Here is a 20,864-nt window from a genome sequence, read left to right as displayed (position 1 = left end):
CATCCTGATGTCTCCATGGCCTGAGGATTGGATCCTTTATGCCAGATAAACATAGAAACCTTTGGCTTCTTCAGTAAGCGCGTAAACCATTATCGCACGAACGCCAATGTTCTCAGCTACGCGATAACACCGTAGAATTGCATTGTGGAGTAAATCGGCGCCAACCCCTTTTCCGTGCAATGAGACGTCTATCGCCAGGCGAGCGAGTATAATCACCGGTATAGGATCTGGCATGTTACGCCGAAGACTGCCTGTCGCTTCCGTGTGGTTAACGCTACCGGTGGCCAAAGAGTAAAATCCAGCTACCTGCTTCGTACCCGTCTTGCAAACAACGAACGTTCGGGCAGCGCCACGAGCTTGATTTTTTGAACCTCTCTGCTTTAGCCATTCATTGAGTACCGTTTCTCCACTGACGAACTCTGCCAGTTGATGGGCGCTGGATAACGGCTCGGGCGCAGCTATACATCCCACTGAGGTTTCCTTGTCAGGAGTTTAATAATGACGGGCTCATCCTCGACTGGTGCATCGAGCATATCGATGAACTCTGCATACTGTTCGTCGTTAAAATTGAAAACTCGGCGATCAAGGATCACGTTCTCCGCTGCCTTGCAGCCCATCTCCAGAATGAAGTCGGTTCGCGATTTATGAAGAATTTCTGCAGCGGCATCGATGGGTACCCTCTGAGACTCTTAAGCTCTCAAGTTGAGTTGACATCTGATTTCATACACGCCTCTCTTATATAGCAATTGCTATACAAAACAATATCAAAGCTTTGTATTGCTGTTCTCCAGTCAACTTATCCGAAAATCGAAGTCCCATGTACTGCACGGTCATACAGCGCATACAGCACACTCAACATCATCAGAGCGACCACCACAAAGGCCAGCGCCATTAAACGGCTCAGGGCGGCGTATGCCTGGCTTCCTGCGGGTGTTTCAGTTCCTACCCGGTGCAGTTGCGTACCGGTGCGCCAGACGAATATCCCAAACTCAACGAAAAACGCCGCAATAACGCCGCTCACCATCGGTAGGCTCGAACGGGGGCCAAACAGCAGATCATTACCGGCGATAACCAACCCGTTCAACACTGCGAGCAGTGCCGCGGCCAGCATTAACAGCTTGTTAAGTTGATGCATAATAGATCTAGATCTTCCGGCGGGTGACGATAAACAGACAGTCAGGGCCGCTTTCGGGTTCGTCACGCCACACGCGCGGGGCGTGCACGTTCGATAGCTCAAAATCCGTCGCGACCTCCATTGGGTTCTGGGCGTCGAAAAACAGCACCCTCAGCGCCAGTTCGGCAATGGCGGCACCCAGGCGTTCAATCCAGAAGATGCTCGCCGTGCGGGTCTTTCGATTATCGCGGATAACGATGCTGTAGCACGTCGCAAGCCATGCAATCAGGGCGTTTGCATAACCTTTTAGCTCGGCATAGTGCCGGTAGTGGCTGGTTCGCCACACGTCCAGCTCAATGCAGTTTTCTACGCCAGGCACCGTGATCGGGCTGGTGGTGCGACGCTCGGCGTTGTGGACAAGCAGGAAGTGATGACCCGCTGGCGTGCGGTGCGGCGCATACCCCGCAGGGGCATAGTAGCCAGGCAGGGTAAACGGCTCCAATTCCGGTACCAGCGCCTTCATGAAGGCGCTATTGCGTAGTTTTTTCATGCTCTTTTCCCGTTCCGCTTCGATGCGCACCAGCTCAGCCTCAAGCGCGGTGACCATTACCAGGTCAATATCGCTCCCCGCCCGCATAGCTCGAATGTATAAATCACGGTCTACGCACAGCGTGATGCTCTGCGTGTTGATTTCTGTCAATGAGTAATTCCTTAAACATCAAGTACGGCTGGGCTTTAACCGGGTATAAAACCTGAAAGGGATCTCTTCTGCAATTTTTGCTATCCCAAAGAAATCGGGGTATTCAGCATTCAACAGGTAGTTAAACTCAACGGGTGATAATGCACTGGGAACACGCAGCGCTACCGATTCCCCAGCAAAGCACCAGGCATCGCCGTATGCGGCCAGTTCTGGTGGTGCTTCTTCATCAGCCCAGTTATCCGGTAATTCAGCCATATCAGATTTTTGGGATACTTTGTCTTTATCAGCCGATAGAGAATCAAGAGTACACCCCATGTTCCAGACGGGTGAACAGCTTCATAAGCCCATAAGCCCCCGTTTCGGATGCCATTAATTCTGCGGGGACTTTCCACCCCAGCGAACGATTAGGCTCATTCAACCACTTCTGTGCTTCATTTTTATCACCTTCAAACAGTTCAACCGCCTGATCAATAATGCGGATGATTCGTACCAGACGTTCGCTTTGGTCGGGGTTGAATAGTGATTTCAGGCTGCGGTTGAATGTCGTCGAAGGGATGCCGGACATTTTACGCAGATCGTTTTGCGTTATCTTCGCCCAGTCAACAATTAGGGCCACAACTTTACCATCAAGGCCTTCATGGATCTGACCCAGAAGCGACACGCCGTCAGAATTGTTTAACCCTGCTACCTGCCACAAACGAGGTGGTCTGGCTGGTGTCGTTGATAAGCTGAATGTTTTCATGAATAACCTTCATTTGGTAATTTTATTATAACCAAATGGGATTTAGTGGGTGAATTTCAGCCACCCAGGAAACAAAAACCCGCCGGAGCGGGTCTTTTTTTCCGGTTAGCCTATCGACCGATAGTGCCGCCGGTATCGTTCGCATCGTTGAACCAGGTTCCCAGCTCATTGCCGTGCGTACCGGTGATGGAGAATTGCGCCTCCTGCACGGAAAACAGCAGCACGCCGTTGACGACCCGCGGGCGCTCCGCCAGGTGGCCGTTGTAGCGCACCTCATGAGCTTTCACCACAATGATTTTGTTGCCAATGCGCTGACCATTCCCCAGGAAAACGGAGTAGGTACCGGCGAACTTCGAAAAGTTCTGGCTCTTCTTCGCTTCTGCGGCGTTCTGCGCTTTGGTTTTGTGGATGTCGCAGCCCTGGCCTGCGTTCATCTCCGTGCATCCGGAGCGCTCCAGCTGTTCGCGATATTTGGCGTTAATGGCGTGTGCCGGTGCTGCGGCCAGGATGCCCAGCGCTATTGCGGTGATGATTGTTTTTTTCATGTGATTCCAGTTCTTGAAAATTTAGGCATCAGAAACTTTTGTAGATAAGGTCTAAGTACGCGAGGGCAGTCTCCACCGATTCAGTGTTGACTATGCCGTCGGTATAGGTGTTGTAAGGCCAGTTCGTATAGCGGGTAGCAACCTCCGTTCCGCTTTTAAGCTGTCCAACGATACGAGCGCTGGCCGTGTGCGAAAACATGCCGTCGTTATCTCTGGTGGTGATCGGCTTGCCGCCGTTAATACGAATCAAGCTATCGGTGCCAGGATAGTGATCGCCGCTGATAAACACGCTCCAGCCAGATTTATCACGAAAAATAAACAGATCCCCGTTCGACATATTGCAGGACTTGCTATCGTTCATCGCATCCACTTTGCAGCCGATAGACCACGAGCTTGGCTCCCCGATTTCGCCGCCGATGCTAGTGGATCCGTCGGTATGATAGAAATGTATAGGTTTGCCGTTCAGCGTGCCGTATTCCTTCACTGTCAGCTCATACTTACCATCGCCCTTATAGCTTTTGTCCAGACTGCACTCAATTTTGGCATCGCTCAGAAGACGGCGGCCATGCAACAGGTCTTTTATCGGCGCGAGGGGCTGGCCGTTGTATTCGGCATATTCGCTGATCTTAAATTCATTGCAGCCGATGCTGGCCACTCCAGGCTGGCTGCGCACTTTGGCGATGATGTCTGCAGGCATAGGGATATCGGCAGCATGTACGCTGCTCACTACAGTCAGTGCCAGCAAGAGGGTCTTTTTCATAATTTGTTTTCCAGTTGGTCCAATTCTTCATAAAGCGCCCAGTGGCGCGGGTCGTAATTGCGAGCCATGGCCAGCAAATCCAAAACGTCACGCCATGGCAGGCGAGGAAACGGTCAAACGCTGGTATCGCATACCGCCGCCTTAAAATGTTTCAATTTGTCCTCATCGAGTATGACGCTGGCCATCATCCTGCATTCACAATCCACCAGCTCGCAGCCGCTCCTGGCGCCGTATGCGCGGAAGTTCTTGCGGATCTGCTCAAATGCCTCGCGACGGTTTCCTGGAGTCCATGGTAGCCTGTATCCTAGCTGCCATGACGCCTGCAGCTATCCACCAAGTCATCGTAACGGGCATTTAGCCCGGCCTCTCTGGCTTCTGCCTTCTTTGCGCGGTGTTGATCGCAACCGACGCATTTTTGGCCGCAAAAATTCCTGCCCCCGCTATTCACGTTGTACGTAATCGGATGGGCAAAACATTCAAGGCCTCCACCCTCAGGGCAACGTGCGCCTATGAAGCGAGTGCGGCCAAAGATACGCGCCTGCATTGCCGGGAAACGCTCTTCCACAAACTCCAGGTCCAGGAACATCGCCCGAAACTCACCGGCATCGTTCACCATCAGCATTCGGATGAACTGTCCTCACTTGCTGTAGCGGATTGTGGAAAACGGCACGTGGCTTATCGTAAAACACCGCTCCGCGCCTCCTTGAATTCACAGGGATAGCCCCAAGTGCATTGCTGTCGGTGTTTAGTGGAGCCGGATTGTCAAAATCAACAGCCAGAAAATTCATGGATTAAGGTCGCTGTTGGGCTGCTTCCAGGCGGCTCTGGAACGCTTCATGCGCCGCGTTGAGCCTGCGATCCACGTCTGCAACCAGCGGTTGAACGGCTTCACGGGCAATTGGATTTAATCCGTCTGTAAGCTCGTCTGTTGCGTTATCTCTTGAAAGACCACGGGTATAGACCATAAAAGCGTTTCAGACGCGCTGGAGGCCAGAATATCCCCCATACTGGGGGATTCGTTATCCTGAGCGCCGCCGGACAGCAGCAGGACGGCCACGATCAATATTCTCATTTTTTTTCGTCACCGTAGCGACGGGCATTGTCATAAAGGTTTACGCACATTTTCAGTCTCTCCAGTCAAATTCATAGTCGGTAGCCGACTCATCAAATACGTAGTCATGCAAGCGCTTAAGCACTTCAGGGTTAGCGCCGTTCCCCAAGGTATTACGCAGGCCAAACCGGACATTCCACGCGCGGGTAGTCTCCTGTTTGATGTGTTCCTGGTACTTTTCCAGAGCCTTGGCTTGCAAATCGCTATGCTTCGAAATGACCGCCAGCTCTGATTTCAGGGCATCAACTTTCTTCAGCAACGCGCCAACGCGGTACAACAGCAGCAGCGCTGCTGCGATCAGGAGCCAAACGGAAATAAACATTCGAACCTCTTCAAAAAATTCCCTCCCCACCCGGGGAGAGGCGCAAGGCGCACACAATGACCAACACTCTATTTTGCCTTTAGCGGCGGCCGTAGACCTCCCGGACAGGAGAGGCTGATCAGTTACAGTACGTTGTGCTGCCGATGTTGTTGCAAACCGTCGTCTGGCCGCCCTGGTTAATGTAGGTAGAGTTCCCGATGGTGTTCATCGTCGAACCATCAGATCCGTAAGTGGTGCTACCGATCTGGTTATAAGTCGTGGTATTTCCGCCCTGGTTTACGTAGGTACTGCTGCCGATGGTGTTCATGGTGCTGCCATTGCTACCATACGTCGTACCGCCGATCTGGTTGTACGTAGTAGTGGTGCTACCATTGTTGACGTAAGTTGTGCCGCCGATGGTGTTCATCGTGGTCTGGGCTTGCGCTGCGCCAGCTGACAGAACCAGGGAAACGGTGATCAGGGTGCAAATCAGTTTCATGGTGTTTTTCCTGTATTTGGGTTTCCCGCCACCAGCTCGGCTGGCGGGTTATTTGTTAATGGTGGCTATCAACGGAAGCAATCGCTAGGCGTGCGGCGCGCGGCTCTTTGAACAACCAGCGCCAGATAAGCAGACTGATAGGGGTGATTATTACGGGCTTAATGAATAAAGCAGGGGTACGAGCCCACATTTCAGCCAGCATTTCCCAGATAGGGTGCTGGTAGATCCCAGCAAAACATGCAGCAGTGATATAGAAGCCGACGGCGGCAAGCGCCATGCTGATACCCCAGGCCTTAAAGAATGACATTTCCGGCCATTTTCCACTCGCGTACTGCCAGTTAAACCAGATGTTCACACAAGCCAAGACGAGAATCGCCATCATATAGCCAGCAGTATAAACCGCCAGCGACGACAGGATAGAGAAGGCGGCAAGCACCAGAAGGATACCCAGAATGATTTTTTTGTACGTTTTCATTAATAATTCCTGTTTGCCATAATGTACATTGCATTAAATACTTTCGTTAATAAACAGTTAAAAAATGATGTTTGATGTGGTATTGGTAACGGCCTAAATTAACTAACCGCCGACTCATATCCATATAAATGAGATAAATATATCGCCATGTCGTTAACCAAATAACGGCCATCCTCGACAGTCATATCCTGTTGTCTGGAGGCCTCGTTGATATAGTCCTGTAGTGCAATCAGGCGTGTATTATCGTGTGCCGCGCCTTTTTCCTTGCCGTCACGGCACGCCAGCCATAGTAAAGCGTCATCCGCATCATTACGCACCGGGCTATAAGCCAACTCAGGGCGTATGGTAAGTGCTCGTTCGATGAATTGATAAGCGGCCTCGACAGCCTGATCACAATTCCGCGCCGAGTGCTGCTGGGCGCAGCCAGACAGCAGTAAAGCTGTTGTAGTCGCAGCAAATACAAGCTTAGTTTTCATATTTTCAGCTCAAATAAACGTTAGGCGTTCAGCCACCGCGGGAGGTTGGCGCGGGTTGCGCCCATCTTTGCTGGGGTGACAATCTCTAAATGCTCGGAGTGCTTCTTAAGTCGTCCGTCCTGCCAGGTCATGATTATTCCACGCTCGCCATGCCCAGTCGTTCAAATAATCTGGTACGCAGCAATTCAAAGCGTTCTGAAATTAAATTCAGTTCATCATAAAAATCATTAAGCGCGGTATTATTTAATGCCTACCAGTTTTTCCGATAATTCGTTAATTTGAATCTTAATATAATTATATTGTTTAACAACTGCCTTTTTTTATTAACATCCTCTAATATCTCTGTGAGCGTTGCCGCAGGGAGATCTGCCAACTGCACCCCAGGAATTTGCGTGCTGCTTTCATTTTTCATGTTTGCTTCACCATTTAATTTCGAATGAAAGAAAAAATCTCTGATGGATTATTGATGCTTATTTTTAACCGCAAAATAAATAAGCCTCAAGAAATAATCCTATTTAATTTGTGCGGATTGCAGGATAATAACCCAGCACAGGAACAATGTTTCAATTTCTGCAGGCGTTAACGGCCAGACCAGCGTTCTTCATCTTCCATGCGAAAGGCACCATATCAACGTTGCGGCATGGAACTCGCTTTCTGTTGGGATCGCCTATGCCATGATTGACGATGTGACGCGCGACAAAACGTCGCTTATCACAATCGATCACGGCAGAACCGATTCCACCGACGGCAGGTTTTTCCCCTATGTCTTTCCGTTGCTGCTGAACCCATACAGCGAAACTTCTGGGATCATCAAGTTTATCGGCAGCCGCGTGGGTGGGCTTGAAAAACTGCAGGGCAAAAAGATCATTGTGTTGTACCACGGTTCGCCATACGGTAAAGAAACCATCCCGATTTTTGAACTGCTGGCGAAAAGTACGGCTTTGACCTACAACAGATTGAAGTGCCGCCCCCGGGTGTTGAGCAACAATTCCAGAGGTTGGCCATCCGCCGGGCCAAGCCGGATTTTGTGGTGCTGCGTGCCTTTGGTGTGATGAATCCAGTGGTGCTGAAAACCGCTCAGAAAGTGGGCTATCCGACCGATCATTGGTCGGTGATAAGTGATTGGATTGCATCGGACTGGTCGCTGCTACGGCCGATCATTGAAAATAGGCTAACGACTATGCCAAAGCTAACCACATTACCCCACGCCAGTGTAAGGATGACATTTAAAGCAAGAACCACCCCCTCCTGCGAGAGTGTGGTTTTTGCGATTGACATAGGAGCGTCAATGCGGTGGCCGAATCGTTCATCAGTTCACTGAAAAAAGGGCGCATCAGGAAGAGAATATACAAAACCCGGGATCTGGCCCGGGCGGATATCTTCGATTACATTGAAGTATTCTATAACCGGTCCCGGCGCCACAGTTATCTCGGCGGCGTCAGGCCGTAGGCCTTCGAACAGGCCTCGTCGTGAGGACAGAATTTGTCTACGGGCATGGGTTCAGTTCACCTATGATGCTGCAAAATGAGGCCTGTGTTTTCTATAAGTTGAGGTGAAAGTACATACCTTAACTCCCCCCGGCGGCTACCGCGCAAGAGGCAACAATGGCGAAGAAACGCAAGGCGAAAAACAACGTAACACCTGAGCAGATTGCAGCACGCAAGCTGGAAGAACAGCGTCATAAGCAAGCCGACCAGGTTATGGCCAACCTCAAGATCGGGAAAGGCCAGTACTTGGGCGTTTCTATCTGGAAGAATATCTCCATCCAGTTGGCTCGTGGAAAAAACGTTGCTGAAATAACGTACGATATGGAACGAGATACGTTGGTAGGCCAGTCCCGTACGATGGAGGTTAAGCGCCTACGAGCCAAAGAACACCAACAGCAAAGCAGAGCCAGCGAGGAAAAGATTGTAGCATCGCTCGTTCCGCCGCCAGCCGCTCCAATTCCTGTGGATAAGCGCCCGAAACCAGGCAAACTCAGAGCCAAAACACTTCATCTGCTGAAAAGAAAGCCCGCTAGCAATAAGGTAGATGCTTGGACGATTGCACGTGACGCGTCACGGTCATCCGCACCTCAAAAGAAACTGACATTTGGAGCAGGATTACATCAAAACCCATTAGCTAAGCCTGAAGCGGTCAGCTTTAGTGGAAGCGAGAAGCCGTTGATGGGGGTTAACACGCCAGCTGCTATCATCAAAACATACGATCTGCCGCTGCCTAAGCCGAAAGGGGCCACCATTAGCGGCAAACTGACGGGTATTGAAAAGGCCATGAAGAAGGTTCCCGTTGCAAGCCGTCGCGAGTTTGCGATGTTCGTACATAAACACCGTGAAAGCGGCTTGACTGCCGAACATCTGCTCGCACAGTACTTTGCTGCAGCGATTACTGCACCCGCAGCAAATGATTCAGTTGTCCGCGTGCAGGATATTATCAAGGAAACGGCCGCCGTCGAGTTGATCGCACCATTATCCGTGACCCACGTTCCATTTAAAGAAGAGCGCATACGGCAGGAGAAGTTGGTAGATAAACTGGAACAACGTTTACCCCCCCAGACACTGGAAATCAGCGTCGAAACACCGGGAGACCTGGACGAGCTGGAAATCACTACGGTCAATCCGCTGCGCGATGGCCCCGAGCTGAAAGGCGGTTCTTCAGAACGTCTAGTGCGTCAGCGCGATGCGGCAATCCAAGCTGAGTTTAAGACAGCGCTTTGCTACAACTTCGGCTACCGATGTGCCGTGTCCGGTAAACACCTAGGCGGTGTACTGGAGGCCGCTCACATTGAAAGCGCGGCCAAAGGCGATTACAGCGCAAGTAACGGCATTCTGCTCTCACCAACCTTGCACCGCCTGTTTGACGCGAACAAGATGGGAATTAATCCTGAGACCATGACCGTTCATTTCAAACCAGGCATTGAGTTAGAGGAATATGAAGGCCGCGTGATCACCCCACTACATTACCGCCTTGACAAAGACAAACTGGCCGCTCGCTGGAATGAGTACCTGATAGGTGCCAATTGAAGGTGTACTGGTCAACCAAAACTGGCCACCAGTTTAGAGTTTATCCAATATCGATTTTCCGATTCGTTGGGTGGTAATTCGCCGTTAAATTCGTGCGGCCTGATCGCGCTGTAATAAATACCTAACGATATAAGCTGTTATTTCATGTGCAGCATCGCTGAAGCTTACGTAACCTGTCACTGGCCCCCATTCATTCTTCAGACCCCTAAAGAAGCGCTCCATAAGACTGTTATCCCAGCAGTTTCTGCGCCGACTCATACTCTGCTTGATCCGGTATCGCCACAGTAAACGTCGGAACTACCTGCTCGTATAATGACTGCCCTAGTCACTGTGGAACATCAACCCGACGGGCTTACCGCGCGTTTCCCATGACATTTCCAGCGCTTTCATGGTGAGTCTACTGTCCGGCGAGAACGACATTACCCAGCCCACTGGTTTTATTGCGAACAGAGCGAGAACAACGGCGAGGTCGGCAATGAATTTGAAACATGGTTTTGTCTGTGTCAGCAATATATCACTTTTTATGAAGCAGATATTCCTGAGAATATAATCCGAAAAAGATGGCAGCGGTTTTCTGAACCGGAAAGTACGTATCTCTGCAAAACGTACCATTCACTTTTAGAGATCTTCCGACATACTCATTATGTCCTCTGAGAAGTTCGCTATGCGTAAATCCCTATTCACCGAACACCAGATCATTGCCGTAATTATATTGGTTAAAGCCGGACGAACCGTTAAAGGTGTCTGCCGGGAGGCCGGGATTTCTGAAGCCACCTACTAGAACTTGAAAGCGAAGTTTGGCGGTATGGAAGTGTCTGATATCAAGAAGGGCTTTGTTGAATAAATCGAACTTTTGCTGAGTTGAAGGATCAGATCACGCATCCTCCCGACAACACAGACCATTCCGTGGCAAAGCAAAAGTTCAGAATCACCAACTGGTCCACCTACAACAAAGCTCTCATCAACCGTGGCTCCCTCACTTTCTGGCTGGATGATGAGGCGATTCAGGCCTGGTATGAGTCGGCAACGCCTTCATCACGAGGAAGGCCCCAGCGCTATTCTGATCTCGCCATCACCACCGTTCTGGTGATTAAACGCGTATTCCGGCTGACCCTGCGGGCTGCGCAGGGTTTTATTGATTCCATTTTTGCCCTGATGAACGTTCCGTTGCGCTGCCCGGATTACACCAGTGTCAGTAAGCGGGCAAAGTCGGTTAATGTCAGTTTCAAAACGTCCACCCGGGGTGAAATCGCACACCTGGTGATTGATTCCACCGGGCTGAAGGTCTTTGGTGAAGGCGAGTGGAAAGTCAAAAAGCATGGCCAGGAACGCCGTCGTATATGGCGAAAGTTGCATCTGGCAGTTGACAGCAACACACATGAAATCATCTGTGCAGACCTGTCGCTGAACAATGTGACGGACTCAGAAGCCTTCCCGGGTCTTATCCGGCAGACTCACAGAAAAATCAGGGCAGCCGCGGCAGACGGGGCTTACGATACCCGGCTCTGTCACGATGAACTACGCCGCAAAAAAATCAGCGCGCTTATTCCTCCCCGAAAAGGAGCAGGTTACTGGCCCGGTGAGTACGCAGACCGCAACCGTGCCGTTGCTAATCAGCGGCTGAGCGGAAGCAATGCACGGTGGAAATGGACAACGGAATATAACCGTCGCTCGATAGCGGAAACGGCAATGTACAGAATGAAGCAGTTGTTGGGAGATTCACTGACGCTGCGTGACTACGATGGTCAGGTAGCGGAAGCTATGGCCATGGTGCGTGCGTTGAACAGGATGACAAAGGCCGGGATGCCAGAAAGCGTGCGTATTGCCTGAAAATCCAGCCAGCTACAGGGTCGTTCGCACGAAATCTTATTTATTCAACAAAGCCATCAAGAAGATGAAAAACCTGTAGGATGAAAACCGGCGATTAAAACAGATGTTTGCTGATCTCAGTCTTGAATGCCGGACACTGAAGAACGTTATCGAAAAAAGCTTTAAAACCAGCGATAAAGCGGGAGCTCGTCAGCCATCTGAAGGCACAATTTGCCATGAGCGTCCGCCAGGCCTGCAGGACATTATCGCTGAGCAGGACGGTCTATGTTTACCGGCGCGATGAACCGGTGATCCATCTGCTGACTGAGCTGGCAGAGCGCTATCCGCAATACGGTTTTAAGAAGTTGTTCCAGTTGCTGCGCAGGCAGGGTATCACCTGGAACCATAAACGCGTTCACCGGATTTATTACTTGCTGAAACTGAATTTTCGCCGCAAGGGAAACAGCTTCTGCCGGTACGTAATCCTGGGCCACTGGTGACGCCTGAGGCTCTTAACCAGAGCTGGTCAATAGACTTTATGCACGATGCGCTGGTCTGCCGCAGGCGTTTCCGGACCTTCAACGTGGTGGATGATTTTAACCGTGAAGCCCTGGCAATTGAATTTGATCTGAATATCCCGGCACAGCGGGTGGTCAGAGTGCTGGACAGGATAGTGGCGAACCGGGAGTATCCGCTGAAACTGAGGATGGACAACGACCCGGAACTGATCTCGCTGACAATTGCTCTGTGGGCTGAAGAGCATGGTGTGGCACTGGAATTTATCAAGCCAAGTAAGACGACGCAAAATGCGTTTATTGAGCGGTTCAACCGGACGTATCGGAAAGAAATCCTGGAATTTTCCTGTTCAGAACGCTGAATGAAGTACGGGAAATCACGGAACGCTGGCGGAATGAATACAACAGTGAGCGTCCCAGGTAGTTTGTTATGTAAATCATATCATTTCTTATAATATCTAATTGTTATGCTATTTTTTTCAAAAGTTGTGGCAATGTAACGAAGTTGTGCAATATTATACATCACGAGCTACTTTCAGATACCACATCCAGGGACCTCTGAGTGACAACGACGCTTTGCTTCATCCCCCGACGTTTATCATGGAGACGTTTGGCGCCCCTGTATTGATTTGTACGCTTTTTATATGTGGATATTTCACCAGTTTATTAAAAATTTATTTCATCACACGTTAATGCTATGAGGTCGATATGATTCGTAAAAGTCTTGTTGTCTTTGCGTTAGGTTCGGCAGGATTCCTGTGCAGTGCTTTTGCTAATGCGGCCACCACCGCTACGGCAAACCTTGATGTCACCCTGACAGTAGAATCATCCTGTATTCTTGCCGTTGATCCCCTCGATTTTGGTACGCATGCTATCGGCGATACCAACATTGAAGGCCAGACCAATGCCTCCGTCACCTGTACCGCTGGCACCCCCTATATTTTGACTTCTGACAGCGCACATACCTATGAATTAACTAATGCTTCTGGCACTGCGGGTACCAACACTGCAGCGTATGTGCTCTACCTGGATAACGCCGGTTCACAACCTCTGGCCCAACAGCTCCCTTCAGATTCTGAAGTCAGCGCCTCTGCCTCAACCGGAACGGGCGCCGCTCAGGTCATTCCGATCTACGGGAAAATACGAAACGCGGCGCTAAGTAATGTTGCTGCAGGCACGTATACCGATACCGTTACTTTGCAAGTGACTTACTAAGACTCAGGCTGCGCATATGAAATTTGGTTTTTTATCTTCATTTTCCGTTTTTTTTGGTTGCTCGTTGAGTGTATTTTCATATGCCGCCAGTTTACAGATGTACCCCGTCACCGTGAACTTCTGCCAGGGCCAAGCGGCGCGGCCGATATATATCAAAAATACCGGTCCTGAGCCAATTGGTACCCAGATGCGCCTCTATCTCTGGCAGCAAAAAAACAATAATGATGTACTTACCCCGACCCAGGACATAATCATCAGCCCCCCTATTGCCGCTATTCCTGCAGGTAAGCAACAACTTGTCAGACTCATTATACCTGGCAACAGCAAGGGGCATGAACAGGCTTATCGTTTAATTGTCGATGAATTACCTGACACTAAATCAAATACTTCAACCAGTCAGGTAAAATTTTTGCTGCGTTACTCCATTCCGGTCTTTTTGTCATGCCCGGATACAAAAACTGACATCAGTAAAATTCGTGCATCATTAGATACCAGTGGGGCGACACCGCGTTTGTTCATAAAAAACACCAATACTCAGCATATCAAATTAAGTAATGTTTCCCTGATATCAGCAGGAAAAAAACTTGTCATTAACCCAGGGCTGATGGGATATGTTCTCCCCGGAAGTGAAATGTCGTGGTTCCTGCCCAAAGGGATGAATAAAGGGACGTCTTTATCCGTGACTATAAATGATAATGAGACTAATAAAACAATTAACCTTACACGGTAACTTCTACTTTTCCGCGCTGCTGTTTTTCCCCCTTGTCTGCGGAGCATCTACAGACGAGGGATTGCTGTACCTCACGATCAGTGTGAATGGTTCACCTGCTACTGGCCTGATCCCGGTAAAAAAACAGGGAGAACGTCTGAGCATCATGGCATCCGATGCGCAAGGCTTACATATACGGACCGACGACCTGCCTGTTTCGGGAGAATATATTGAACTCCAGCAAAGACAGGGGCTACGCTACCGCTATGATGATTTAAACCAGACCCTGCTCATCACTGCCGACAGCACTCGTCTGACCGGTTTTCAGCACCTCAGCGCGCGTCAGGATGCACAGTTTATCCATGAGGATCAGCTGTCCAGAGAGGTCAGCGGTGTGGCGCTTAATTATAATCTTTTCGCCAGCCATAATAGCGATAATCAATACCTGACGGCGTATTCAGAATTTCGTACGTTTGGTCTGAGTCCGGGCCACTTTTCCAGTTCATTCAACAGTCGCTTTGCCAGCCAAAGCTATTCCGGAGAGGACACCGGCACAACACGATTAATGACCAGCTGGACCTGGGAAAATATTGATAAATTACTCAGCCTGACCGTCGGGGATAATTACACGGCCAGCCAGACCTGGTCTAACAGCGTGCGGTTCGGTGGCATTAGCCTGACTCGCAACTATACCCTGCAGCCCAGCATCAATACTTCCACTCGAGATATTTTAACCGATTCCGTTACCATGCCGTCAACGGTGGATCTGTATATTCAGGGGATTAAAACATCCTCTCAGCAGGTTACGCCCGGTCAGTTTACGTTGAATACTGCGCCGGTTCTCTCCGGCAATGGAAGCGCGCAGGTGGTTATTACCGATATCAACGGCCAGCAACGTGTGGTGGACCTTGCGCTTTACGGAACCAACCGCCTGCTGACTCAGGGATTGCATACGTGGGGATTAAACGCCGGTTGGGTAAGAAAAGACTATAGCGTCCGTTCATTCAGTTATGACACTGAATTTGTTGGCGTCGGCGACTGGCGCTATGGCGCTACGAACCAGCTCACCTTCGAATCACATACTGAACAGGGCGCTAATCTGAATAATCTCGGCGCCGGCGCTAATTATTTGTTATCCCCGACGCTGGGTCTGGTTCATCTCGACCTTTCCTGGGGACGCTATCGGAATGATGACGGGCTGCAGTGGGGAGCAGGATGGCAATGGAACGATCGTTATTTCAATGTTTCACTCAATCATACCCAGCGGGAGAGAACTTTTCGCGATATTACTGCTCTGGCGGATACGACACTGGCCACGCGACAAGACAGCGCCTTTCTCAGCTGGGCATTTCCTTCCCTTGGCACGCTCGGCGCAAGCTGGATCAACCAGCAATATACCGATCAGCGCTCCCGCTATGTGGGCGTTTCATGGTCAAAGTCATTTTCAGAACGCGTGATCTTAGGCACAAGTTTTACCCAGTCACTGGAAGAAGAGCGTGATAAAACCTTTTACGTCAATCTCACCATTCCTTTGTTTACCAGTCGGGATTATCTGACGCTGCAGCATAACCATGATAATCACAGCAATAGCGAGCAGGTCAGCCTCAGCCGTAGCCTGGAGTCAAACCGTCCGGGATGGGGATGGAATGCTTCTGTGCGTAATGGGCAAAATGATAACCAGCATGCCAGCGTTCAGCGCAGGAATACCTGGAGCGATATGGAAGCTGGCATCAATAATTACGGTCAGGAGACTGACTACTACGCATCAATGTCCGGTGCGGTAGGCCTGTTTATGGGTGGGCTTTATGCGACCCGCGATCTTGGCGAGGCTTTCCTGATGGTAGATACCGAAGGGGTGGCAGATATTCCTGTCCGCCTGGAACACAGACTGGTGGGTAAAACAGACAGTAATGGTCGGTTGTTCCTGACCAACCTGCTCGCGTATCAAAAGAACAATGTTGATATAGATGCTTTAAATCTGCCGCCGGATTACCGGGCTCCTTACACCAGTCAGATTGCCATCCCCCGCAGAAAAGGGGGGGCGTTGACAACCTTTGAGGTATATCAGACGAAGGCGATACTGCTGCTGGCCCATGATGCCCAGGGCAAACCGGTGCCCTTCTCGGCCCAGGTACAGATCAAGGATAGCGAGAGCCATACGCCGCGCCGGGGAACAACCGAGACGATTGTCGGTTATGACGGCAATATCTATCTGGAAGATCCACCGCAAAAGGGGAAAGCCATTGTGAGCTGGGACAGCGGACAGTGCCAGATCCGTTTACCCGAGGCTGTCGGCAGTCAGACTATTATCAAAAGGAAAGTTCTATGCCAGTAGTGCGTGTCATTCTGTTTGCCTGTGCGGGATTCTTGCTGGTATCTCACTATTCTCCCCGCGCTTATGCCGCAGAGTGTCGGTCCATAAGCCCGGCGAAATTTAGTTTCGGTACGGTAACAGCGGGAGAGATGGCTCAGACCAACCAGGCGCTCGAATTCCAGTGTAATAATTACGATTCAACACCGAGGTATGTACGCCTGTGTATGAATCTGACGAATACCGCCCCCCCCCAGATGAATACGGTGCCATCAGGGGCCCCGCTGGCTTATCTCGTCTACTCAGCTGACGATCTGAGTACCGATATTGGCGCAAACAGTGGTGCGTTTGCTGAACGGAACATCTTTCTGGATGGAGGGCAAACCAACTACACGTTTTACATCAACCTCGTTGCTAAAATACCGTCTGGACAAAGCGGACTTCAGGCCGGCGACTATTACGACGCCGGCACACCTGCAACGGTGAAATACAGCGATAACGCCGATAACAATGCTCTGCCATCCTGCTCAACCATGAGCGGTACCATTCTGTCATCAAGCATTGAGGCCCAGGCGACCGTCAAAAATGGCTGTGAACTGGTCAGTGTGGATCCACTTGATTTTGGGAGCAAAAGCCCGGCTACCAGCAGTCAGTTACGTGGTGATGCCACCGCTAATATCGCCATCCGATGCCCGGTGAATACTAATTTTACCGTCGCGCTTGGTGAAGGTATGCATAATAACGGCACAAGCAGACAGGTGTGCCAGGGTTCCAGTTGCGTCAGCTACAATCTTTATCAGGATGCGGGCCATACGACACCCTGGAATGACAGCGACAGGGTGCAGAACCAGACATCAACCACCGGTAACGATCAGTTACTCACGGTTTACGGTAATATTCCTGCGCAAAACTGGCCTGCGGCAGGAACCTATACCGACACAGTGGTGGTTACCCTGAGCTATTAAAGATCACGGGAATTGTATCTTCTACTCTCTGTTAACTGCTTGTGCATGTTGAACTGCATTAGCAGCATTCTCTAATGCCTGTTTTTCAGCAGCGGCGTTGATATTAGATTTACGATTTTGTTCAGCGATATAACAAGCATCGTGAGATACTCCTTGTGCCTCGCATTGAGCCATTCTTTCAGCAGGTGAAGAACAGGCAGACAGTGAACAACCTATGATGGCAGCGAATAATATTCTTTTCAATTTTATAACCTTTTAACATGAACTGATGCGTTCAAATAACAAATACTGGTTAAAGAATGCAGCATAAACCAAAGAAAAAAGGCTGTTTTAAAACAGCCCTGCCAAAAGGCATTAACATGATAAAACATCATGATTAGACACGGCAATAAATTAACAAACAGGAAACTTAAGAGACTATTAAATCGTACCCGACATATATTTTTATGACAAATGAATTAATTTCACATAGTTACTTTTTTGTTGGTTTATTGTATCTTGATTTCACAACGGCTCTCTGATTTATAGTTAAATTATTAAGTTAATTTGGCATTCATAAAATATAGCAGAGATAGTAATCCCTGGTTCTAATATTCTGACGAGAACATATGTGGCAGTTGAATTTCTCATTAATCTGCTACAGATGTTAGTATTGCTGACGACAGATAGATGCAAACAACAACCCACAACCACATTCAGTACCTGCAAAATGGAGGTAGTCCATAGATATAAAAAGTAGCCTCAGAAATCCCTGTGCTTCTGGAGGTTTGCCCCATTTGTGAGCCGGTTTATGCCTGTTTCAGCGCAAACACAATCTGTTCTTCGGCATAGCGGGTCTTTTTCATGATGAGCTGGCCTCCTTGTTTGATGAAAGAAAGACCGGAGACTTCAGTTTAGCCTGATACTCTTTTCAGGAGGAGATCATGTTTTGGCATTACCCCATTTCTCCCAAAAACCGTAAAACGGCCCTCAGCCCGCGTCATGACTGGTTTCAGCGTGGATCTGTGCTCAAAAAGGATCCTTTACGTATTTGGTTTTACCCGCAATAATGCGGGATAAGACAACAAAAGGATCCGCGCGCTGCGATTTATTGTGATGGCAGGATCGGGCCTTTCAGGTCAGAATAACTGTATCCATAACCAGTGCATGCGCTACGTGAAAAATAGCCGATGAACAACATCATTCCCCTGCAGAATTCACCAGAACGCGTTTCGTTATTGCCGATCGCCCCGGGCGTTGATTTTGCGACCGCCGTGGCATTACGACGCATGGCCACCTCCACCGGTGCCACTCCGGCCTATCTGCTGGCGCCGGAAGTGAGTGCCCTTCTCTGGTATATGCCCGACCAGCGGCATCACATGCTGTTCGCCACCATGTGGAACACCGGCATCCGTATCGGAGAAGCCCGGACGCTGACCCCGGAGTCATTCGATCTGGATGGCCTGCGGCCTTTTGTTCGGGTGCTGTCGGAAAAAGTGCGGGCACGTCGTGGCCGGCCGCCAAAAGATGAAGTGCGTCTGGTACCGCTGACGGATGCCAGTTTTGTGCGTCAGATGGAAAGCTGGATGGTGACCACCCGCCCCCGCCGGCGTGAGCCGTTATGGCCGGTCACGGATGAGACAATGCGCAACTGGCTGAAGCAGGCGGTGAAGCGGGCCGAAGCTGACGGCGTGCATTTTTCGATCCCCGTGACGCCGCATACTTTCCGCCACAGCTATATTATGCACATGCTTTATCACCGGCAGCCCAGGAAGGTCATCCAGGCACTGGCAGGGCATAAGGATCCGCGCTCGATGGAAGTCTATACCCGGGTATTTGCGCTGGACATGGCTGCCACCCTGGCCGTTCCCTTTACCGGTGACGGTCGCGATGCCGCGGAGATCCTTCGCTCCCTGCCGCCGGCCGGCTGAGATTCACAGGCCAGGCCACATTAAGTACCCCTCCCCTGAACCACCACACCAGGGCATCCGCCGGCTGACTGAACTATCGTGCTCCAGCCCTCTAACCTGCAATCCTGCAGGCATCTGCATGCTGCATAAAAGACAGGGCGCAATGCAGGCATTCTGGCCGTTCTTCTCACGGTGTGTTTTTCTTGAATGCCCAGCGGATCATCCCATTAATAGCGAAAGCTATTCACCATCTGTGGCCCACTCCTTTGTGCCATCCGGCTCCCGTTTCCTGATTGCATTTAGCAGTATGAAGCTGGCGCCGGGTTATACAGATAGCTGAAGTCTCATCCTGCCGGGCTAAACCTGCAGTACACAGGGGAACGGATACCGTCAGGTAACATGACTGTCTCAGCATTCGATTGAGATTTTCGTAAGGGGTATAGAGCTTTACTGAAAAATTGACTGTGACATGTTATCACCCGGGGAGCAGTGAACAGACCAGGGAATACCACCGTTAAACCCGCATACCGTAGTCAATATCTGCGTATCACGACCCGAAATCACATATTACAGTCAATATTATTCGATCCGGGCAGACATGATAGAGAATAAATATTGACTGCGGTATGCGTGATGCATATCACAGTCAATGGAATGTCCTTTACGGCATACGGCAGTCATGTTATGCATATCACAGTCAATTTTCTGACTTCATCGCTGAGAGGGCTTCAGCCAGTTTAAGAGGATCGATGCCAGCAGCCTTCAGCGCCTTAATGACTTCGTCATAGTTTTGCTCTGGCGCCTTCTCTTCTTCCTCTTTGCGCGGAACCTTCACAGGACCACTGATGAGTTTAGGGTTGCGATAATGCACGCTGAAATAGGTGGCTCGGCCACGTTTAAACTCGGTGTAATCCAGATAACCAATATCCCGCAGCTGCTCCATCGCCTTACGCACCGTGTGGTTCTGCGTATAGACATTTGAGGTGAGATTCAGCCGGTCACGCATCCGTTTCATGGAAATAGGCGCAGGATTCTGGGGAAGACTTTCGATGTAGGTATAAAGCGCCTGGGCTGATTCCTTGCGCTGCAGGGCGTCAATGGCTTTCAGCCGCAGCAGTACCCTTCTGTCCATGTGGTAAAGCTCAAACAGCTTAGGTTCAGCCTTGATCTCAACGATATCCTCGTTGATGTCATAATAGGCTGACTGCACCAGATGGGTGGTCCATCCTTTGGTCTCGCTCTGGAACTTCAGCGTAACCGAGGCGAGTTTAAACAGGGAATTACTGATGCGATCGCGCATTTTTTTGTTTGAACGACGGGAGTCAAATCCGCACATCTTAACGAATTCGACGAACGACAGTTCCAGGGTGTCACTTTTTACCCCATACTCCGACATGGAGCGAATTATCCCCAGCCAGACTTTAAAATCCGTGTCCATATCAAGACGCGAACCGGTGATCTTAACGTCAGTGTACCCTTCGCTTTTGGCAATGGACAGCTGTACAAGCTCCTCAGTCGCGTCTGTAACGTTTTTCCGGTTCGCCTTGCTCTTCCCTGTTGATTTCAGAGTTGGGACGAAGAGACCGAGTCTCATGAGCGCTACTGGCTGCACGGTACTGGTACTGTTGACATCCAGCTTAACAACTTCGCCGGTTGTCTTATCAACTTCCTGAAGGTTCAGAAGTAAGCTGTTATTTTCGCTCGTCAT

At 50.1% G+C, this 20,864-nt stretch carries 24 protein-coding genes and 4 pseudogenes; 11 read left to right on the top strand and 17 right to left on the bottom strand.

Annotated features, from left to right (window positions below; all coding sequences use genetic code 11):
- Positions 1–36: 36 nt before the first annotated feature.
- From ACQG1Y_RS25400 to ACQG1Y_RS25335, 14 genes are all read right to left on the bottom strand, one after another.
- Entirely contained in the window at positions 37–471 is a 435-nt protein-coding gene (locus tag ACQG1Y_RS25400) for a GCN5 family acetyltransferase (RefSeq protein WP_043519740.1), read from the bottom strand.
- The gene (locus ACQG1Y_RS25395) at positions 459–671 is read right to left on the bottom strand and encodes a DUF1778 domain-containing protein (protein WP_077257239.1); all 213 of its coding nucleotides are present in this window, start codon (positions 669–671) and stop codon (positions 459–461) included. Before ACQG1Y_RS25395 ends, ACQG1Y_RS25400 begins: the two co-directional genes overlap by 13 nt.
- A gap of 125 nt (positions 672–796) precedes the next feature.
- On the bottom strand, positions 797–1,135 hold the full coding sequence (locus tag ACQG1Y_RS25390) for a hypothetical protein (protein WP_043519741.1): 339 nt from the start codon (positions 1,133–1,135) through the stop codon (positions 797–799).
- A gap of 7 nt (positions 1,136–1,142) precedes the next feature.
- Positions 1,143–1,814 (bottom strand): hypothetical protein, encoded by a 672-nt coding sequence (locus ACQG1Y_RS25385; RefSeq protein WP_199033616.1) that lies wholly within the window; start codon positions 1,812–1,814, stop codon positions 1,143–1,145.
- 18 nt (positions 1,815–1,832) lie between these two features.
- Complete coding sequence (locus ACQG1Y_RS25380) at positions 1,833–2,069, bottom strand: RES family NAD+ phosphorylase (RefSeq protein ID WP_131672593.1); 237 nt, start codon at positions 2,067–2,069, stop codon at positions 1,833–1,835.
- A gap of 43 nt (positions 2,070–2,112) precedes the next feature.
- On the bottom strand, positions 2,113–2,556 hold the full coding sequence (gene parS, locus ACQG1Y_RS25375) for a type II RES/Xre toxin-antitoxin system antitoxin (protein WP_043519743.1): 444 nt from the start codon (positions 2,554–2,556) through the stop codon (positions 2,113–2,115).
- Between the two features lie 110 nt (positions 2,557–2,666).
- The gene (locus tag ACQG1Y_RS25370; RefSeq protein ID WP_052469715.1) at positions 2,667–3,101 is read right to left on the bottom strand and encodes a hypothetical protein; all 435 of its coding nucleotides are present in this window, start codon (positions 3,099–3,101) and stop codon (positions 2,667–2,669) included.
- 28 nt (positions 3,102–3,129) lie between these two features.
- Entirely contained in the window at positions 3,130–3,861 is a 732-nt protein-coding gene (locus ACQG1Y_RS25365) for a hypothetical protein (protein ID WP_043519744.1), read from the bottom strand.
- 304 nt (positions 3,862–4,165) lie between these two features.
- Complete coding sequence (locus ACQG1Y_RS25360) at positions 4,166–4,483, bottom strand: hypothetical protein (RefSeq protein ID WP_043519745.1); 318 nt, start codon at positions 4,481–4,483, stop codon at positions 4,166–4,168.
- A gap of 169 nt (positions 4,484–4,652) precedes the next feature.
- Positions 4,653–4,826, bottom strand: a complete 174-nt coding sequence (locus ACQG1Y_RS25355) for a hypothetical protein (RefSeq protein ID WP_165572498.1) — start codon at positions 4,824–4,826, stop codon at positions 4,653–4,655.
- A 159-nt stretch (positions 4,827–4,985) separates the two neighbouring features.
- Positions 4,986–5,294 carry a hypothetical protein gene (locus tag ACQG1Y_RS25350; protein WP_043519747.1) on the bottom strand — a complete coding sequence of 103 codons (309 nt, stop codon included), beginning with the start codon at positions 5,292–5,294 and terminating at the stop codon, positions 4,986–4,988.
- Positions 5,295–5,412: 118 nt separating this feature from the next.
- Entirely contained in the window at positions 5,413–5,772 is a 360-nt protein-coding gene (locus ACQG1Y_RS25345) for a hypothetical protein (protein ID WP_043519748.1), read from the bottom strand.
- Positions 5,773–5,827: 55 nt separating this feature from the next.
- Positions 5,828–6,247: a hypothetical protein gene (locus ACQG1Y_RS25340; protein WP_043519750.1), complete on the bottom strand. Its 420-nt coding sequence runs from the start codon at positions 6,245–6,247 to the stop codon at positions 5,828–5,830.
- Between the two features lie 98 nt (positions 6,248–6,345).
- The gene (locus tag ACQG1Y_RS25335) at positions 6,346–6,723 is read right to left on the bottom strand and encodes a hypothetical protein (RefSeq protein ID WP_043519751.1); all 378 of its coding nucleotides are present in this window, start codon (positions 6,721–6,723) and stop codon (positions 6,346–6,348) included.
- Positions 6,724–7,397: 674 nt separating this feature from the next.
- On the opposite strand from ACQG1Y_RS25335, the gene ACQG1Y_RS25330 reads away from it, so the two are divergent.
- The 3 genes and pseudogenes from ACQG1Y_RS25330 (at position 7,398) to ACQG1Y_RS25320 (ending at position 9,743) form a co-directional block, all read left to right on the top strand.
- Positions 7,398–7,775, top strand: a complete 378-nt coding sequence (locus ACQG1Y_RS25330) for a hypothetical protein (protein ID WP_199033615.1) — start codon at positions 7,398–7,400, stop codon at positions 7,773–7,775.
- A 235-nt stretch (positions 7,776–8,010) separates the two neighbouring features.
- A pseudogene (locus tag ACQG1Y_RS25325) lies at positions 8,011–8,172 on the top strand (IS3 family transposase); the annotation flags it as partial.
- A 155-nt stretch (positions 8,173–8,327) separates the two neighbouring features.
- Complete coding sequence (locus tag ACQG1Y_RS25320; RefSeq protein ID WP_052469716.1) at positions 8,328–9,743, top strand: HNH endonuclease signature motif containing protein; 1,416 nt, start codon at positions 8,328–8,330, stop codon at positions 9,741–9,743.
- 11 nt (positions 9,744–9,754) lie between these two features.
- On the opposite strand, the pseudogene ACQG1Y_RS25315 reads toward ACQG1Y_RS25320, so the two are convergent.
- Positions 9,755–10,217: pseudogene (locus tag ACQG1Y_RS25315) on the bottom strand (DDE-type integrase/transposase/recombinase); the annotation flags it as partial.
- 190 nt (positions 10,218–10,407) lie between these two features.
- Between ACQG1Y_RS25315 and ACQG1Y_RS25310 the strand changes: the two are divergent.
- From ACQG1Y_RS25310 to ACQG1Y_RS25280, 7 genes and pseudogenes are all read left to right on the top strand, one after another.
- Positions 10,408–10,521, top strand: a pseudogene (locus ACQG1Y_RS25310) (transposase); the annotation flags it as partial.
- Positions 10,522–10,604: 83 nt separating this feature from the next.
- Entirely contained in the window at positions 10,605–11,573 is a 969-nt protein-coding gene (locus tag ACQG1Y_RS25305) for an IS5 family transposase (RefSeq protein WP_238901975.1), read from the top strand.
- 55 nt (positions 11,574–11,628) lie between these two features.
- A pseudogene (locus ACQG1Y_RS25300) lies at positions 11,629–12,485 on the top strand (IS3 family transposase); the annotation flags it as partial.
- A 290-nt stretch (positions 12,486–12,775) separates the two neighbouring features.
- Complete coding sequence (locus ACQG1Y_RS25295; RefSeq protein ID WP_072042519.1) at positions 12,776–13,282, top strand: Csu type fimbrial protein; 507 nt, start codon at positions 12,776–12,778, stop codon at positions 13,280–13,282.
- Positions 13,283–13,298: 16 nt separating this feature from the next.
- Entirely contained in the window at positions 13,299–14,012 is a 714-nt protein-coding gene (locus tag ACQG1Y_RS25290; protein WP_072042520.1) for a fimbrial biogenesis chaperone, read from the top strand.
- On the top strand, positions 13,978–16,326 hold the full coding sequence (locus tag ACQG1Y_RS25285) for a fimbria/pilus outer membrane usher protein (RefSeq protein WP_414250536.1): 2,349 nt from the start codon (positions 13,978–13,980) through the stop codon (positions 16,324–16,326). Before ACQG1Y_RS25290 ends, ACQG1Y_RS25285 begins: the two co-directional genes overlap by 35 nt.
- Positions 16,317–17,267, top strand: a complete 951-nt coding sequence (locus tag ACQG1Y_RS25280) for a Csu type fimbrial protein (protein WP_043519756.1) — start codon at positions 16,317–16,319, stop codon at positions 17,265–17,267. The genes ACQG1Y_RS25285 and ACQG1Y_RS25280 overlap by 10 nt, the downstream gene beginning before the upstream one ends.
- A gap of 21 nt (positions 17,268–17,288) precedes the next feature.
- On the opposite strand, the gene ACQG1Y_RS25275 is transcribed toward ACQG1Y_RS25280, so the two are convergent.
- Positions 17,289–17,510 (bottom strand): hypothetical protein, encoded by a 222-nt coding sequence (locus ACQG1Y_RS25275; protein WP_330166228.1) that lies wholly within the window; start codon positions 17,508–17,510, stop codon positions 17,289–17,291.
- A gap of 926 nt (positions 17,511–18,436) precedes the next feature.
- On the opposite strand from ACQG1Y_RS25275, the gene ACQG1Y_RS25270 reads away from it, so the two are divergent.
- Positions 18,437–19,177, top strand: a complete 741-nt coding sequence (locus ACQG1Y_RS25270) for a tyrosine-type recombinase/integrase (protein ID WP_043523101.1) — start codon at positions 18,437–18,439, stop codon at positions 19,175–19,177.
- A gap of 676 nt (positions 19,178–19,853) precedes the next feature.
- Here ACQG1Y_RS25270 and ACQG1Y_RS25265 read toward each other — a convergent pair.
- Positions 19,854–20,864, bottom strand: a complete 1,011-nt coding sequence (locus ACQG1Y_RS25265; RefSeq protein WP_043523099.1) for a RepB family plasmid replication initiator protein — start codon at positions 20,862–20,864, stop codon at positions 19,854–19,856.

The sequence above is a fragment of the Enterobacter cloacae complex sp. 397G4 genome (assembly GCF_050031515.1).
Lineage (GTDB): Bacteria > Pseudomonadota > Gammaproteobacteria > Enterobacterales > Enterobacteriaceae > Enterobacter > Enterobacter hormaechei_C.
The sequence above is the reverse complement of the archived record's forward strand: the minus strand, read 5'-3'. Positions and strand labels throughout refer to the sequence as shown.

What these genes read in the sequence shown, in the direction of transcription:
- ACQG1Y_RS25265 (WP_043523099.1), bottom strand. Translation starts at nt 20,864, where the DNA reads ATGACGAGCGAAAATAACAGCTTACTTCTGAACCTTCAGGAAGTTGAT.
- ACQG1Y_RS25295 (WP_072042519.1), top strand. Translation starts at nt 12,776, where the DNA reads ATGATTCGTAAAAGTCTTGTTGTCTTTGCGTTAGGTTCGGCAGGATTC.
- ACQG1Y_RS25350 (WP_043519747.1), bottom strand. Translation starts at nt 5,294, where the DNA reads ATGTTTATTTCCGTTTGGCTCCTGATCGCAGCAGCGCTGCTGCTGTTG.
- ACQG1Y_RS25365 (WP_043519744.1), bottom strand. Translation starts at nt 3,861, where the DNA reads ATGAAAAAGACCCTCTTGCTGGCACTGACTGTAGTGAGCAGCGTACAT.
- ACQG1Y_RS25355 (WP_165572498.1), bottom strand. Translation starts at nt 4,826, where the DNA reads ATGGTCTATACCCGTGGTCTTTCAAGAGATAACGCAACAGACGAGCTT.
- ACQG1Y_RS25280 (WP_043519756.1), top strand. Translation starts at nt 16,317, where the DNA reads ATGCCAGTAGTGCGTGTCATTCTGTTTGCCTGTGCGGGATTCTTGCTG.
- ACQG1Y_RS25360 (WP_043519745.1), bottom strand. Translation starts at nt 4,483, where the DNA reads ATGCTGATGGTGAACGATGCCGGTGAGTTTCGGGCGATGTTCCTGGAC.
- ACQG1Y_RS25320 (WP_052469716.1), top strand. Translation starts at nt 8,328, where the DNA reads ATGGCGAAGAAACGCAAGGCGAAAAACAACGTAACACCTGAGCAGATT.
- ACQG1Y_RS25270 (WP_043523101.1), top strand. Translation starts at nt 18,437, where the DNA reads ATGAACAACATCATTCCCCTGCAGAATTCACCAGAACGCGTTTCGTTA.
- ACQG1Y_RS25285 (WP_414250536.1), top strand. Translation starts at nt 13,978, where the DNA reads ATGAGACTAATAAAACAATTAACCTTACACGGTAACTTCTACTTTTCC.
- parS (WP_043519743.1), bottom strand. Translation starts at nt 2,556, where the DNA reads ATGAAAACATTCAGCTTATCAACGACACCAGCCAGACCACCTCGTTTG.
- ACQG1Y_RS25370 (WP_052469715.1), bottom strand. Translation starts at nt 3,101, where the DNA reads ATGAAAAAAACAATCATCACCGCAATAGCGCTGGGCATCCTGGCCGCA.
- ACQG1Y_RS25345 (WP_043519748.1), bottom strand. Translation starts at nt 5,772, where the DNA reads ATGAAACTGATTTGCACCCTGATCACCGTTTCCCTGGTTCTGTCAGCT.
- ACQG1Y_RS25290 (WP_072042520.1), top strand. Translation starts at nt 13,299, where the DNA reads ATGAAATTTGGTTTTTTATCTTCATTTTCCGTTTTTTTTGGTTGCTCG.
- ACQG1Y_RS25380 (WP_131672593.1), bottom strand. Translation starts at nt 2,069, where the DNA reads ATGGCTGAATTACCGGATAACTGGGCTGATGAAGAAGCACCACCAGAA.
- ACQG1Y_RS25390 (WP_043519741.1), bottom strand. Translation starts at nt 1,135, where the DNA reads ATGCATCAACTTAACAAGCTGTTAATGCTGGCCGCGGCACTGCTCGCA.
- ACQG1Y_RS25340 (WP_043519750.1), bottom strand. Translation starts at nt 6,247, where the DNA reads ATGAAAACGTACAAAAAAATCATTCTGGGTATCCTTCTGGTGCTTGCC.
- ACQG1Y_RS25335 (WP_043519751.1), bottom strand. Translation starts at nt 6,723, where the DNA reads ATGAAAACTAAGCTTGTATTTGCTGCGACTACAACAGCTTTACTGCTG.
- ACQG1Y_RS25330 (WP_199033615.1), top strand. Translation starts at nt 7,398, where the DNA reads ATGATTGACGATGTGACGCGCGACAAAACGTCGCTTATCACAATCGAT.